Here is a 13,535-nt window from a genome sequence, read left to right as displayed (position 1 = left end):
ACAGGCCGCGCACTTTTCCAGTGCAGCAGATGCCTCCACCCGCAGCCCCTGCTTCATTGCGATGCAGGGGCGTCGCCCTGCTGAGCATAGTCACGGAAAAACGACGCAGCTTGATCTGGATACAGTTAGGTACAAAATCTGGCGATTGCGGTGTTGACGGGGGCATGCTCACCTATTCCGCGTCCACCACAAATCCCTGTGGGAGCCAAGCTGGCTCGGCTCTCACAGGGATTCTCGGTTAGCTCACAGACATGAAAACGGCCGACACAAAGGTCAGCCGTTGCTGTGGTTGCGGTGAGTGACTGTCAGGCCTGCAGGCGCCGGATCTCTTGCTTGACACCCCAGCCCTCGATAACACCACCCAAGGGTTCGACGACGGCCTCAAAGTCTTGCTCGAAGTCGCCGATGTCATCGTAAGTGGCGTACATCACCCGGCTCAGTTCCAATGACCAAGCCCCGTCGTCCCGTGCACTGATCTGCGCGTTCAACGACTCTCCCCGAAAATGACCTGCCGCCCTGCGCGCCCGCTCCTCGTCCGGGAAAATGGCATAGAACTCAATGGGATGAAATCGGGAAAAATCGAAACCGCCTTCTTTCATGCGGCGCAATACGCTGGTGCTGATGTCTTCTTGATAGGCTGTGCTCATGAAACGTCCTCCTGAAACCAATGGATAGACTTTCCGTCTTCCCGTGCGTGAAGCCCTCAGGCTTCCAGCGGTACGGCATCACATGGCCGTCGGGACACAAGCATGTAGCTGACAAGACCGGACCTTGGCGATCCTTTCGCTGATCTCAATTGCAGAGTAGCCGTAAGTGGCAGCCACTGCCAAGCGAGACCAGGCACCGTTTCATGAAATCGGTGTAATGCTGATGATTTCGATACTGTGCTGGGACTTGAGGTTCTTGACGGTGGGATCCTCAATACGACCTTCCAGGTCGTTGAGGTCCAGTTGGGCGGGCACAGGCAGCAATTTTTCACGAATCAATTGTGCTGCCTGCTCCATCGTAGGCTCCTGGTCGCAGTCGAACCGCTCGGCGATGGCTTCGCCGTGATCATCCACGAAAGTGATTTTCCACTTTTGCATCGGTGTCTCCTTGATCAATTCAGGGCCTGGCTTACCTTTATCTCGACATTGAGGGCCGGACAATCGTTCCTCTGGGCGTCTGGACGGTACATATGAAAAGACCGCCTCTGGGGCGGTCTCTGGGTGTGAAGCCGTGGCCGATCAGTTTTCGGCGCGCTCCTTCAGGGCTTTCAAGGTGTTGAACGGCGCATCCACCACGAACTTGTTCGCCAGCCAGGACGGTACGTCACCCCCTGGTTCGGTGTGGACCTGGTAGGTCACTTCGATCTGGTCAGCGCCCTTTGGCGTGAACTTCCAGAAGCCGTCGATCTGGGTCACCCGCACGAAACCCTGCTCTTGAGGCAGGTAATTCGGCACGCCCTTGAGCTTGCGGGTCAGGCTGCCGTCGGCGCCCTCCTCCGTGGTGACTTCCAGCACCGAGTCCCGGGACGTCACCGGCCATGGCGTGTTGAACTGGGTGTACGTCCAGCTCTGATTGCCTTCGTGCTTGAGCAGTTTCTGGCTCTTGCACTCATGAATCCAGGCACAGGCACCGGGAACGTCTTCCTGCAGGGCCCGCAGCTTGGCCAACGTGGTTTTCATCACCGCCACGCCGCGGTAGGCCTTGTATTTTGAGCCCGCCACCTCACTGAGAGAAACCTTGATACCGTCCTTCTCCTTGGCAACCTGCCAGTCCTCTGCCTGAGCGGTGGCCGTTGCCAGCAACACGGTCAACCCACACAACACAGCCATACGATGCAGCGAACCCATAGTTCTTTTCCTTATTGTCCAAGTTCGTTCAGTTAGGATCCATTCATTGACTCATTACGCTGCCGTGATCTGTTCCCACCAACCGATCAACCGGATGGCCTCCTCACTGCTGCTGCCGCAAACCTCGATGTCGGCTGCGAACGCCGAGCAGACTGCCGGACGCTCCGGCTGGCCGAAGATCCGGCACAGGTTATCGATCGACAATTGCACGCAACGTTCTCCCGCTGGTTTGCCTTGGGGCATGCCAGGGATAGGTGAGCTGATGGAAGGGGCGATGCAACAGGCGCCACAGCCTTCACGGCATTTCATGACGACAACATCCTCACGATAGATAACGGTTGGTAACAGAACACAGAGTAACGGCTAAAACACTCGTTTTAAATTACCGTCTGTGTGTTTTTTTGCCCACGGCGAGATGACTGAACGGTCAGCGACGAGCTACAGGCCTGTCGAAGGTTATTGCTTGAATTCGAAGTCCAGCGCCGCACCCTCCACTTCATTGCGCTCCTGGTTGCGCAGTGGCAGCTGCATTTCATTGCTCAACAAACGGCCATTGAGCTGAAACGGCCCGGGTTTCTCGCCGAACATCGACGGCAAGAGGGGTTCACGCTTGGACTGCACCACCTTACCCGGTGGTTGCAATTGCTCGACCATCCCTTGGGGCAAGCTCAAATCCAGTTTGGCCGGCGGCAATGGGGTCTTGGCGACCTCGTGGGCGGATTTGCTCTTGGAGGCGATGGGCGCGCGTTTTTTCTTCGCGGGGGCTGCCTTCTTGGCGGAAGGTTTCTTGGCCACTGTGGTTTTTTTCGGCGCATCCTTCGTGGCACTGGCGGCCGGTTTTTCCTGCGCTGGGGCTGCCGCGACGACGCCTCCCATGTGGAAGGCGCTTAACAGGCCGATCAAAACCCACGTAGCAGGAATAATGCTTTTCATACACACAACGGCACTAACGACAGGGACGCCCATGCTCGCCTGATAATGAGGCGCTGACAAGCGCATCGAGCTAAGCCACTGGCGTCTAAAGAAATCCGTTGGCCGTCTCTTGGCACAATTGAGTGGCCAACATCCCGAGTGTCATCAAGGCCCGCTCCGCCTCACGGTTCCAGGGTGTGCCGCAGTTCAAGCGGATGCAGTGGTTGAACTGCTCGGTGTTACTGAAAATCAGCCCTGGCGCGATACTGATGCCTTGTTGCAACGCCCGCACATGCAACTCCTGGGTATTGACCCGCCCCGGCAGACTGACCCACAGGATGAATCCTCCAGTGGGACGGCTCATTTGCGTGCCTTCGGGGAAGTACTGTTGCACCGCCAGTTGAAAGGCGCTGAGGTTCTTGCGGTACTCCTGGCGGATATAGCGCAAGTGCCGGTCATAGCCGCCGTTTTCCAGGTACGCGGCAATGCCCATCTGCGTGACGCTGCACGCCGAGTGAGTGCTGAAGGTCTGGAGGCGCTGGATTTCCTGCTGGAATTTCCCCGCGATCATCCAACCGATGCGCACACCCGGCGACAACGTCTTGGAAAAACTCGAACAGTAGATGACCCGATCCAGTCGGTCGTAGGCCTTGAGGGCCTTAGTGCGCCCCTGCTCGAACATCAACTCGCCATAGATGTCGTCTTCGACGACCTGGATGTCGAAGTCCGAGGCCAGACGCAGCAGTTGCTTTTGCCGCTCTTCCGGCATGGTGCCGCCCAGAGGATTGCTCAGGCGCGTGGTCAGTACCAGCGCCTTGATCGACCACTGGTTGGCCGCCAGTTGCAAGGCCTCCAGGCTCATGCCGGTGACCGGGTCGCTGGGAATCTCGATGACCTTGAGGCCCAACAGATCCGCCAGTTGCAGTAAGCCGTAATAAGTCGGCGACTCGGCGGCGATCAAGTCTCCCGGCCGCGTCAGCACCCGCAAGGACATCTGCAGCGCATCGACGCAGCCGTGGGTGATCACCACCTCGGAAGGGTCCACCACGACGCCGGCGTCTCGCATGCGAATCGCCACCTGGCGACGCAATGGCTCGAAACCCGGGCTGAACATGTAGCTGAACGCCCGCGGGCTGTGGAAACGCGTGACCTTGGCCAATTGTTGATGCAAGGCCCGGACAGGCAGATAGTCGACGCTCGGCACCGCCGCCCCCAGGGGAAACACCCCTTCGCGGCGCGACTCGACCAATACTTGCTGGATGATGCTGCTGCGCGTCACCAGCCCCGGACGCTCGACCCGGGCAATGTCCGGCGTCGGTGCCGTCAAGGCCGGCGTCTGGTGCACGTAGTAGCCCGACTGCGGCCGTGCGCGGATCAGCCCCTGGTCTTCAAGGTTGGCGTAGGCCTGCAGCACCGTGGCATGGCTGACGTTGAGCTGCGAGCTCATCTTGCGCACCGATGGCACGCGCTCACCGGGCTGATACACACCGCGCCGGATGTCTTCAGCCAGCTGTTGAGCAATACGTTGATAGAGCAGAAGGTTGGTCATGACGCAGCACTCGATTTCACGGGCATTTTATTCTTGTCGGAAACGATACCGGAACAGTTTAGAAGTGTACTGGGACAGTTGCCAGATTACTCGACAGTACAGTGGAGTGACAGCTCTAACTGTACTCATCGTGCATCGATTGCAGGGCCAAAAAAACCCGGCGCCTTTTACAGGGGCCGGGTTTTCCAGTGACGCAGCCCTCAGCGGGCGGCGCCGAGCTGGCCTTTTTCGTCGGAGAACACAATTTCGACGCGACGGTTCTGTGCCCGGCCACGCTCGGAAGCGTTGACGTCCACCGGGTATTCATCGCCGTAGCCTTCGACCTGCATACGCTTTTCGTCTATCCCTAGGTCCACCAGTACATCCGCGACCGCTTGCGCGCGGTCGCGAGACAGCTTGAGGTTTTCCTGCTTGCCGCCGGTGCTGTCGGTGTAGCCCTCGATACGGACCACGCGCTTGGGGTTGAGCTGCAGGAACTGCACGATCTTGAGCACGACCCGGTTGGCCGAGTTCTTCAGTTCCGCTTCGCCGGTGTCGAACAGCACGTCACCCAGGGTCATCACCAGGCCGCGATCGGTTTGGGTGGTCGCCATCGCCATGATCTGTTCTTCAAGCCATTTGCCCTGCAACTGCACGCTCAGCAACTTGGATTCACGCAGGGCCAATTGCAGGCGCTGACGCTCCAGTTCGAGCTTCGCGGCGCGCTCTTCGTTGAGCACCTGGTTGCTGTGCTCCCGGGCGATCGCACTGTAGCGCTGGCTCAGGTAGGCGTAATGCTGCACATCTTCGCCGCTGCCCCAGTAGCTGGACAAACGATCGGCACGGGCCAGGGATTCGCCAGCGCGGATCACGTCCCGGGGTGCGGCACGCAACACGCTGGCGTCTTCCTTGACCTTCTGGAAGTCGGTGCCGGCCTGCTCCAGCGCCGCTTCGCTGCGCTGGCCGGCACAGCCATACAAGCTGGCCAGGCCGGCGAGGACCAGGCCGCCCAATACATAGGAGTGCTTCATTGGGCATCCTCCCTCAACTGTTTGCGCAAGCGCTGGATGCGGGTGTCGAGTACGTTCAGTTGCTCCTGGCTTTTGAGGGTCAGCACCTTCGCTTCGGCCAGGCGAGCGTCGAGTTCAGCCTGTTCGGCTCGCATGCGCGCCTTCTTGTAGGATTCGTCGGCCATGTTGGATTTGGCGCGGGCGAACTTTTCTTCAGCCAGTTTCAATTCAGGCACTTCGTCGGCCGTGGCGCCAATGGCCCGGGCTTGCTCCAGTGCCTGTTCGGTCAGGCGGATCTGTTCATTCGGCGCCGGATCGGCTGCGCAACCCGCCAGAGCCAGAACGGCCAGGGCAGCGAAAAGAGGTCGAATAGTCACTAATGTTCCCTACTGTTTTGGGGCACTGACAGATGGCTGCAACTGTGTATTCCAACGTTCGAGATTGCGTTGCAACACAGCCTCTGCCAGGCCGGACGCGGCCAATTCTGTCATCTTTTGCGCCAGCTGTCCGCGTAACCATGGGTCATTGCAGGCGGAGTTATGGGAAATCGCGAGGAACAGTCCGGGTTTGTCCACCGGTTGCGGTGCGGCTTGCAGATCGTTGGCCATTCCCAGTGTCTGCACCATTGCCAGGCCCGAGTAGCGACCCGCCAGGACATATTCCACCTCGCCCAGCAGCAGTTTCTGAAAGGCCTGGGTCAGGTCCGGCGTGCGCACCAGGGACAATTGCTGCTCGGAAAAGACGTCGAACCCCTGGGTCATGTGGGCCTTTTCCGACAAGGCCCCGGGATGACCGTAAAGGTCTGTGGGCTGGTTGATAACCAGCGTCGAGTCCTTGCGGGTCCAGACCAGGTAATCGTTTTCGAGCAAGGGCGGATGCACGTAATCCAGCACTTCAAGCCCGGTAACGGTCAGCGGAACGTCGGTGAACAGGTCCATGCGCCCACTGCGTACTTCGCCCAACGCCTGGGCGTGCTTGCCGGCATACAGCAGTTCGATCTTGACCCCCAGTTCCTGCGCGACCTGCGCCAGCAGGTCGGCACCGGCACCAATCAAGTGCTTGGGGTCCTGAGGGTCCTGCCAGAGATAGGGCGGCGCATCCGGGCTGCCGGTGGCGATCAGTCGTTCACATTTGCCGGCGGCGGCAGACAGGCCTGGCACGAGCGCCAACGTCCACAGCAACGACCAGCCAGCCAAACGGCGCAATTCCATGGCGATACGTTCCTCTGATAAATAAAAAGCCCGGCCAAAGGGCCGGGCTCTTTATAAGTGAAGACGCCGGATTAGACCAGCTTCTCCAGCTCAGGGATGGCGTCGAACAAGTCCGCGACCAGGCCATAGTCGGCCACCTGGAAGATCGGTGCTTCTTCGTCCTTGTTGATCGCAACGATCACCTTGGAGTCTTTCATGCCGGCCAAGTGCTGAATCGCGCCGGAGATACCGACGGCAATGTACAGCTGTGGCGCAACGATCTTGCCGGTCTGGCCGACCTGCATGTCGTTGGGTACGAAACCGGCGTCGACCGCGGCACGGGAGGCACCGACGGCGGCGCCCAGCTTGTCGGCCAGGGCGTACAGGTGCTTGAAGTTGTCACCGTTCTGCATGCCACGGCCGCCGGAAACGACGATCTTGGCGGCGGTCAGTTCAGGACGGTCGGACTTGGCCAGTTCTTCGTTGACGAAGCTGGAGATGCCGGCGTCATGGGCAGCGCCTACGGCTTCAACAGCAGCCGAGCCACCTTCAGCGGCAACCGGGTCGAAACCGGTGGCGCGGACTGTGATGACCTTGACCGCAGCGTTCGATTGCACGGTGGCAATGGCGTTGCCGGCGTAGATCGGACGCTTGAAGGTGTCGGCGCTTTCTACCGAGATGATTTCGGAGATCTGGTCGACGTCCAGTGCGGCGGCCACGCGCGGCAGGATGTTCTTGCCGTTGGAAGTCGCGGCAGCCAGGATGTGGCTGTAGCCGTTGCCCAGCTCGGCTACCAGCGGTGCAACGTTTTCCGGCAGTTGGTGCGCGTAGGCGGCGTTGTCGGCCGACAGCACTTTGGCCACGCCAGCGATTTTCGCAGCGGCTTCAGCCACGGCGCCAGCGCCCTGGCCAGCCACCAGCACGTGAATATCGCCACCGATTTTGGCAGCGGCAGCAACAGTGTTCAGCGTGGCCGGAGCCAGCGCCTTGTTATCGTGTTCGGCGATTACGAGGATAGTCATGATCAGATCACCTTCGCTTCGTTTTTCAGTTTCTCGACCAGTTCAGCCACCGACTTGACCTTGATGCCCGCGCTGCGTGCAGCCGGCGCTTCGACTTTGAGGGTCTTGTTGGTGGAGGCGGTGGAAACGCCCAAAGCGTCAGGCGTCAGCACTTCAAGCGGCTTCTTCTTGGCTTTCATGATGTTTGGCAGCGACGCATAGCGTGGCTCGTTCAAACGCAGGTCGGTGGTGACGATGGCCGGTAGTTTCAGGGAAACGGTCTGCGCGCCGCCGTCGATTTCGCGGGTCACGGCAACGCTGTCGCCGGACACTTCGACTTTCGAAGCAAAGGTGCCCTGGCCGTAGCCGCTCAATGCAGCGAGCATCTGGCCGGTCTGATTGTTGTCGCTGTCGATGGCCTGCTTGCCGAGGATCACCAGCGATGGCTGTTCCTTGTCGACAACGGCCTTGAGCAGCTTGGCCACGGCCAGGGAGGTCAGGTCTTCGGCGGATTCGACGAGGATGGCGCGATCAGCACCCAGTGCCAGCGCGGTGCGCAGTTGTTCCTGGGCGGTGGTCGGGCCGATGGAGACGACGACGATCTCAGTCGCCACGCCTTTTTCCTTCAAGCGCACGGCTTCTTCTACGGCGATTTCGCAGAAAGGGTTCATCGACATCTTGACGTTGGCGAGGTCGACGCCGGAGTTGTCCGCCTTGACGCGAACCTTGACGTTATAGTCGACCACTCGTTTGACAGCTACAAGAACCTTCATGGATTCCTCGTTACTCTCCGGTGAAAAAAAGTCGCCTAGGCGAACCTGGCGGTTGATGCTCATGGGCGCAAGGGCACCTCTAAAAACGCCGGCATGAACCACACATGACCCAGCTCACGGCAATGAAGACCATTCGTCAGTGATGACTGATGAGTCATTCATTATCTCGGCGTGTAAACTGCGCGTCAGAACCACGCAATGCGTCACGTTGTGCTGCCTTCGCCCTGTCTTTAGAGGTGCTCTTGAAACCAACAGTCAGCCTACGGCGAGCGCAAAACCGCCCGTATCTTGACCGGAACGCCTATTCCGGTCAATACGGCAAAATGGTCAGTCATAAGCCGTACGTCAGTGATTTATCTGGGCTGCGGCAATTTCAAACAAACGTTTGTATTGGACCCTGAGAGTGGTGTAGATATAATGCGCCGCTTAAGAGAGACACGCGTTTCATCCATTGTCGCTTTCGTCGCTTTTCGCGAGGGAAACAACGAATGCAACGCCAAACCTCCAATTAGAAAAAACTGTGAGCCTTGAGTAGGAGAGAGCCCTGTGGAACGCGAATACATGGAATTCGACGTGGTCATCGTCGGCGCCGGCCCCGCTGGCCTGTCTGCCGCTTGCCGACTGAAACAGAAGGCCGCCGAAGCCGGTAAGGAAATCAGCGTCTGCGTGGTCGAAAAAGGCTCCGAGGTTGGGGCACACATCCTCTCCGGTGCGGTGTTCGAACCCCGCGCCCTGAACGAGCTGTTCCCGGACTGGAAAGAACTCGGCGCCCCGTTGAACACGCCCGTCGTACGCGATGACATTTATGTCCTGAGAAACGCCGAGGCCGCGAGCAAAATCCCTGACTTCTTTGTGCCCAAGACCATGCACAACGAAGGCAACTATATTATTTCCCTGGGCAACCTGTGCCGCTGGCTGGCCCAGCAGGCCGAGAACCTGGGCGTGGAAATCTACCCGGGTTTCACCGCCCAGGAAGCGCTGTTCGACGAGAACGGCGTAGTGCGCGGGATCATTACCGGCGACCTGGGTGTCGACCGTGAAGGCAATCCGAAGGAAGGCCTTTACACCCCTGGCATGGAACTGCGCGGCAAATACACGCTGTTCGCCGAAGGCTGCCGTGGCCACATCGGCAAGCAACTGATCAAGCGCTTCGACCTGGACAGCGACGCCGACGCCCAGCACTACGGCATCGGCCTGAAGGAAATCTGGGAAATCGACCCGGCCAAGCACCAACCAGGCCTGGTGGTGCACACCGCCGGCTGGCCGCTGAACATCATGGGCACCGAGAATACCGGCGGTTCTTTCCTTTATCACCTGGAAAACAATCAAGTGGTGGTCGGCCTGATCGTCGACCTGTCCTACAGCAACACGTTCCTGTCGCCGTTCGACGAGTTCCAGCGCCTCAAGCATCACCCGGTGCTCAAGCAGTACCTCGAAGGTGGCAAGCGCATCAGCTACGGCGCCCGTGCACTGGCCAAGGGTGGTATCAATTCGCTGCCGAAAATGGTCTTCAAGGGTGGCGCATTGATCGGCTGCGACCTGGGTACCATGAACGTAGCCAAGATCAAGGGCAGCCATACTGCGATGAAATCCGGCATGCTCGCTGCCGAATCGGTGGCTGAAGCGTTGCTGTCAGGCGGCGAAGGCGGTGATGAATTGACCACCTACGTCGACCGTTTCAAAGCCAGCTGGCTCTATGAAGAGTTGTTCGCCAGCCGAAACTTCGGCCCAGCGATGCACAAGTTCGGGCCGATCCTCGGCGCCGGCTTCAACTGGTTCGACCAGAACATCCTCGGCGGCAAAATTCCGTTCACCTTGCACGACACCAAGCCCGACTACGCTTGCCTCAAGCTGGCAGCCGATTGCAAGAAAATCGACTACCCGAAACCGGACGGCAAGATCAGCTTCGACAAACTCAGCTCGGTGTTCATCTCCGGTACTAACCACGAAGAAGAACAGCCCTGCCACCTGAAGCTGACCGACCCGAGCATCCCGATCAGCAAGAACCTGCCGTTGTACGACGAACCGGCCCAGCGCTACTGCCCGGCGGGCGTGTACGAAGTGGTGACCAAGGAAGACGGCGAGAAGCGCTTCCAGATCAACGCCCAGAACTGTGTGCACTGCAAGACCTGTGACATCAAGGACCCTTCGCAGAACATCACCTGGGTGTCGCCGGAAGGCGCCGGTGGACCGACTTACCCGAACATGTAAGCCGTTGCACTGAACATCAAGGCTCCCGCAATGGGGGCCTTTTTGTTGCCTGTAATCCAACAAACACCGCCGTCCAAATGTGGGAGCAAGTCCGCTCCCACAAGGGATTTTCAGAGACTCAGGCGGCGCGCTCTTCCCCGGGGCTGCGTTCAAAGTAGCGCTTGTACTCCCGGCTGAACTGCGACGAGCTCTGATACCCCACCAGGTGCGCAACCTGGGCCACACCCATGCCCTCGGCGAGCAGCAGTCGCTGGGCCTTGAGCAGGCGTAAACGCTTGAGGTACTGCACGGGCGACAACAACGTGCTGCGCTTGAAATGCTCATGGAAGGTCGAGGCGCTCATGTTCGCGCAACTGGCCAATGTCTCGACGTTCAGCGGTTCAGTGAAGTGCGCGTGCAAATGGCTCAGGGCCGCGGCAATCCGGGCGAATTGGCCTTGCTGCTCCACCAGCGCCCGCAGCACATCGGCCTGGGGCCCGCGCAACGCGACGAACAGCAACTCCCGCAGCCGCGCCTGGCCCATGACCTGGCATTCCAATGGATCGTGCAGGCAGCGCAACAAGCGTTCGACACACCCACGCATGGCGTCATCGAGCACTGCACAGGTCATTGATTCCAGCGTCTGGGGCACCAGGCTCCGCCCCGGCACCAGCCCCATGGCCAGCACCAGTTCGCCCAACATCGCCCGGTCGATCGCAACGGAAACCCCCAGCAGCGGAGCATTGGGCATGGCGTAGGTTTCGCATTCGAACGGCACCGGCAAGGCCTGGATCAGATAGTGCCCGGCGCCATATTCCAGTGTGCGCGGCCCCAGGTACGCCAGTTTGCTGCCCTGGGCGATGATCACCAGGCTCGGCTCGTAGAGCTGCGGACCACGGGCGACGTCCTGGCTGGCGCGAAGCGCTTGCACGCCGGGCAGTCGCGTAGGGATGAAACCGTCGCGGGTCGCCAGGGGTTCTATCAGTGAAACCAGCGTGGCGTTGGCATCGAGATGACGGGTCAACAACATGGGCGAAAACTTCACGAAAAAAGGGACGAAACCATCATCGCAGGTCTGACGCCACTGAGGATCAAATCCTGGCCAAGACCGGAGGATTAGGCATGACAGACGGAGGAATCGCCATCGCCACCTGCCGCTGGTGCTCCCAGAATAGATCGCCTCACCGTTCACTGCTTAGCGAGGTCCATCATGTACACAGCCATCGGCTATGCCGCCCAATCGGCCACCACCCCCCTCGCCCCCATGAAGTTCGAGCGTCGCAGCCCACGAGCCGACGATGTGGCGATCGACATTCTCTACTGCGGCGTCTGCCATTCCGACATCCACCAAGCCCGCAATGAATGGGGTATTGCCGTTTACCCGCTGATGCCCGGCCATGAAATCATCGGCAAAGTCACCGCTGTCGGTGCGAATGTCACCCGCTATGAAGCAGGCGATTTGGTCGGCGTGGGCTGCATGGTCGACTCCTGCCGCGAGTGCGAAGCTTGCCGCGCCGACCTGGAGCAATACTGCCTGGAAGGCATGACTCAGACCTACGCCAGCCCGGACCGCGTGAGTGGCGGCCACACCATGGGCGGTTACTCCAACAGCATCGTGGTCAGTGAGCACTTTGTGCTGCGCATTCCGGCAGCACTCGACCCGGCCAGCGCCGCGCCACTTCTCTGCGCAGGCATCACCACCTACTCTCCCCTCAAGCACTATGGTGTGAAGGCTGGCGACAAGGTTGGCGTGCTGGGCATGGGCGGCCTGGGCCACATGGGCATCAAATTCGCCAAGGCCATGGGCGCAGAAGTGACATTATTCACCCGCTCGGCGAGCAAGGCTGAAGAAGCCCGTCGCCAGGGCGCCGACCATGTGATCGTGTCCACCGACGCCAAACAGATGGCCGCCGCAGCCGGACGATTCCACTTCCTGCTGGACACCATTCCGGTGCAGCACGACCTCAATCCCTACCTCGACACGCTGCGTTTCGACGGAGTGCACATCATCGTCGGCCTGGTCGAACCGGTCGATCCGCCGGTACACGCGGCAAAACTGATCATGGGTCGCCGCGTCCTGGCCGGTTCACTGATCGGCGGTGTCGCAGAAACCCAGGAGGTGCTGGATTTCTGCGCCGAACACCAGATCAGTTGCGACATTGAAATGCTCGACATCCGCCAGATCAACGAGGCCTACAGCCGCATGATCGCTGGGGATGTGAAATACCGCTTCGTCATCGACATGGCCACGCTCAAGGCCTGACGCTCGTCAAACCTTGGCGCCCAGTTCCGCCGACAGCCGGGCAGTGACCCCTTTGACCAGGGGAATCAGCTCGGCCATTTTTTCCAGCGGCATGTACGGCACGGTGCTGGCGATGCTGATGCCGGCGACGATGCGCTTGCCGGCGTCACGGATCGGTGCTGCCACGCACCGAATCGACGGTTCGTTGTCTTCCAGGTCGAAGGCGTAGCCCCCCGCCACATACTCCACCATCCGTTGCTGGAACTGTTCCCAGGATTGCTCCTGATGCTGGGGCCAGAATTGATTCTTCCCAGCGGCTGGCAGGCTGATTTCATACAGTCGCTTCCATTGTTCCTGCGAGTCATCAAGCATCAGCGCCTTGCCGATCCCGGTGCGCGCCAACGGCATGCGATGGCCTACGCGCGAGCGCATTTCCGGACCGTTGCGCCCCGGATTCTTCAGCAGGTACAAGACTTCGTCATCCTCGCGAATCGCCAAGTGAACGGTGTCCCCGGTGAGCGCCGACAGCTCATCCAGATACGGCCCCGCCAGGCTCACTAGTGGCAACTCTTCCCGGGCCTGAAAGCCCAGCTCGATCAATTTCGGCCCCAGCAGGTAACCCACTTGCGGCACCACGCGCAGGTAACGTTCGTCCACCAGGCAACTGGCCAGGCGATGAGTGGTGCTGCGGGTAGTGCCGATCAGCCGGGCGATTTCCTTCAAGTCACGCGCACCGCTGGCGACCGCCTGGACCACACCCAGGCCGCGCAACAATGTCTGCGTGCCTGTGGGCGCGGCGTCCTTGGTGATTTTTGGATCGTCTTGCTGCATAGCCGGCCTTCAACAGTGAGCGG

General features: G+C 59.9%; 15 protein-coding genes. 2 read left to right on the top strand and 13 right to left on the bottom strand.

The genetic code is table 11. The features are described 5' to 3' along the window. Positions 1-305: 305 nt before the first annotated feature. The 11 genes from AACY42_RS21880 to AACY42_RS21830 all read right to left on the bottom strand — a co-directional run bounded on the left by AACY42_RS21880 (position 306) and on the right by AACY42_RS21830 (position 8,249). Complete coding sequence (locus AACY42_RS21880) at positions 306-647, bottom strand: ribonuclease E inhibitor RraB (RefSeq protein ID WP_003179463.1); 342 nt, start codon at positions 645-647, stop codon at positions 306-308. Between the two features lie 201 nt (positions 648-848). Next, positions 849-1,085 (bottom strand): hypothetical protein, encoded by a 237-nt coding sequence (locus tag AACY42_RS21875; RefSeq protein ID WP_339482245.1) that lies wholly within the window; start codon positions 1,083-1,085, stop codon positions 849-851. A 141-nt stretch (positions 1,086-1,226) separates the two neighbouring features. Then, positions 1,227-1,835 carry an START domain-containing protein gene (locus AACY42_RS21870; RefSeq protein WP_339482244.1) on the bottom strand — a complete coding sequence of 203 codons (609 nt, stop codon included), beginning with the start codon at positions 1,833-1,835 and terminating at the stop codon, positions 1,227-1,229. Between the two features lie 54 nt (positions 1,836-1,889). Continuing rightward, complete coding sequence (locus AACY42_RS21865) at positions 1,890-2,144, bottom strand: YkgJ family cysteine cluster protein (RefSeq protein WP_339482243.1); 255 nt, start codon at positions 2,142-2,144, stop codon at positions 1,890-1,892. Positions 2,145-2,291: 147 nt separating this feature from the next. Beyond that, complete coding sequence (locus AACY42_RS21860) at positions 2,292-2,768, bottom strand: translation initiation factor 2 (protein ID WP_339482242.1); 477 nt, start codon at positions 2,766-2,768, stop codon at positions 2,292-2,294. A gap of 85 nt (positions 2,769-2,853) precedes the next feature. Beyond that, on the bottom strand, positions 2,854-4,296 hold the full coding sequence (locus AACY42_RS21855) for an aminotransferase-like domain-containing protein (protein WP_339482241.1): 1,443 nt from the start codon (positions 4,294-4,296) through the stop codon (positions 2,854-2,856). A gap of 200 nt (positions 4,297-4,496) precedes the next feature. Then, on the bottom strand, positions 4,497-5,306 hold the full coding sequence (locus tag AACY42_RS21850) for an OmpA family protein (protein WP_339482239.1): 810 nt from the start codon (positions 5,304-5,306) through the stop codon (positions 4,497-4,499). Next, the gene (locus AACY42_RS21845) at positions 5,303-5,662 is read right to left on the bottom strand and encodes a DUF4398 domain-containing protein (protein WP_339482237.1); all 360 of its coding nucleotides are present in this window, start codon (positions 5,660-5,662) and stop codon (positions 5,303-5,305) included. The genes AACY42_RS21850 and AACY42_RS21845 overlap by 4 nt, the downstream gene beginning before the upstream one ends. A gap of 9 nt (positions 5,663-5,671) precedes the next feature. Next, the gene (locus AACY42_RS21840; RefSeq protein WP_339482236.1) at positions 5,672-6,496 is read right to left on the bottom strand and encodes a substrate-binding periplasmic protein; all 825 of its coding nucleotides are present in this window, start codon (positions 6,494-6,496) and stop codon (positions 5,672-5,674) included. 71 nt (positions 6,497-6,567) lie between these two features. Beyond that, the gene (locus AACY42_RS21835; protein ID WP_339482234.1) at positions 6,568-7,497 is read right to left on the bottom strand and encodes an electron transfer flavoprotein subunit alpha/FixB family protein; all 930 of its coding nucleotides are present in this window, start codon (positions 7,495-7,497) and stop codon (positions 6,568-6,570) included. 2 nt (positions 7,498-7,499) lie between these two features. Further along, the gene (locus AACY42_RS21830; RefSeq protein ID WP_014339477.1) at positions 7,500-8,249 is read right to left on the bottom strand and encodes an electron transfer flavoprotein subunit beta/FixA family protein; all 750 of its coding nucleotides are present in this window, start codon (positions 8,247-8,249) and stop codon (positions 7,500-7,502) included. A gap of 546 nt (positions 8,250-8,795) precedes the next feature. Between AACY42_RS21830 and AACY42_RS21825 the strand changes: the two genes are divergently transcribed. Then, positions 8,796-10,460, top strand: coding sequence for an electron transfer flavoprotein-ubiquinone oxidoreductase (locus AACY42_RS21825; protein ID WP_339482233.1), 1,665 nt, complete (start codon positions 8,796-8,798; stop codon positions 10,458-10,460). A 118-nt stretch (positions 10,461-10,578) separates the two neighbouring features. Here AACY42_RS21825 and AACY42_RS21820 read toward each other — a convergent pair whose 3' ends face one another. Continuing rightward, positions 10,579-11,469 (bottom strand): AraC family transcriptional regulator, encoded by an 891-nt coding sequence (locus AACY42_RS21820; RefSeq protein WP_339482231.1) that lies wholly within the window; start codon positions 11,467-11,469, stop codon positions 10,579-10,581. A 180-nt stretch (positions 11,470-11,649) separates the two neighbouring features. Here AACY42_RS21820 and AACY42_RS21815 point away from each other — a divergent pair, with 180 nt between their 5' ends. Then, positions 11,650-12,702 carry an NAD(P)-dependent alcohol dehydrogenase gene (locus tag AACY42_RS21815; RefSeq protein WP_339482229.1) on the top strand — a complete coding sequence of 351 codons (1,053 nt, stop codon included), beginning with the start codon at positions 11,650-11,652 and terminating at the stop codon, positions 12,700-12,702. A 6-nt stretch (positions 12,703-12,708) separates the two neighbouring features. Here the strand turns inward: AACY42_RS21815 and AACY42_RS21810 are convergent, their stop codons facing one another. After that, complete coding sequence (locus tag AACY42_RS21810) at positions 12,709-13,512, bottom strand: IclR family transcriptional regulator (RefSeq protein WP_339482227.1); 804 nt, start codon at positions 13,510-13,512, stop codon at positions 12,709-12,711. Positions 13,513-13,535: the final 23 nt, after the last annotated feature.

This window comes from Pseudomonas sp. RL_5y_Pfl2_73, assembly GCF_963970515.1.
Taxonomy (GTDB): Bacteria; Pseudomonadota; Gammaproteobacteria; order Pseudomonadales; family Pseudomonadaceae; genus Aquipseudomonas.
This window is presented reverse-complemented; position numbering and strand designations above follow the sequence as displayed.

Bases quoted from the DNA above. Each gene is read 5' to 3' on its own strand.
- AACY42_RS21880 (WP_003179463.1), bottom strand. From the start codon at position 647: ATGAGCACAGCCTATCAAGAAGACATCAGCACCAGCGTATTGCGCCGC.
- AACY42_RS21875 (WP_339482245.1), bottom strand. From the start codon at position 1,085: ATGCAAAAGTGGAAAATCACTTTCGTGGATGATCACGGCGAAGCCATC.
- AACY42_RS21870 (WP_339482244.1), bottom strand. From the start codon at position 1,835: ATGGGTTCGCTGCATCGTATGGCTGTGTTGTGTGGGTTGACCGTGTTG.
- AACY42_RS21865 (WP_339482243.1), bottom strand. From the start codon at position 2,144: ATGAAATGCCGTGAAGGCTGTGGCGCCTGTTGCATCGCCCCTTCCATC.
- AACY42_RS21860 (WP_339482242.1), bottom strand. From the start codon at position 2,768: ATGAAAAGCATTATTCCTGCTACGTGGGTTTTGATCGGCCTGTTAAGC.
- AACY42_RS21855 (WP_339482241.1), bottom strand. From the start codon at position 4,296: ATGACCAACCTTCTGCTCTATCAACGTATTGCTCAACAGCTGGCTGAA.
- AACY42_RS21850 (WP_339482239.1), bottom strand. From the start codon at position 5,306: ATGAAGCACTCCTATGTATTGGGCGGCCTGGTCCTCGCCGGCCTGGCC.
- AACY42_RS21840 (WP_339482236.1), bottom strand. From the start codon at position 6,496: ATGGAATTGCGCCGTTTGGCTGGCTGGTCGTTGCTGTGGACGTTGGCG.
- AACY42_RS21835 (WP_339482234.1), bottom strand. From the start codon at position 7,497: ATGACTATCCTCGTAATCGCCGAACACGATAACAAGGCGCTGGCTCCG.
- AACY42_RS21830 (WP_014339477.1), bottom strand. From the start codon at position 8,249: ATGAAGGTTCTTGTAGCTGTCAAACGAGTGGTCGACTATAACGTCAAG.
- AACY42_RS21820 (WP_339482231.1), bottom strand. From the start codon at position 11,469: ATGTTGTTGACCCGTCATCTCGATGCCAACGCCACGCTGGTTTCACTG.
- AACY42_RS21815 (WP_339482229.1), top strand. From the start codon at position 11,650: ATGTACACAGCCATCGGCTATGCCGCCCAATCGGCCACCACCCCCCTC.
- AACY42_RS21810 (WP_339482227.1), bottom strand. From the start codon at position 13,512: ATGCAGCAAGACGATCCAAAAATCACCAAGGACGCCGCGCCCACAGGC.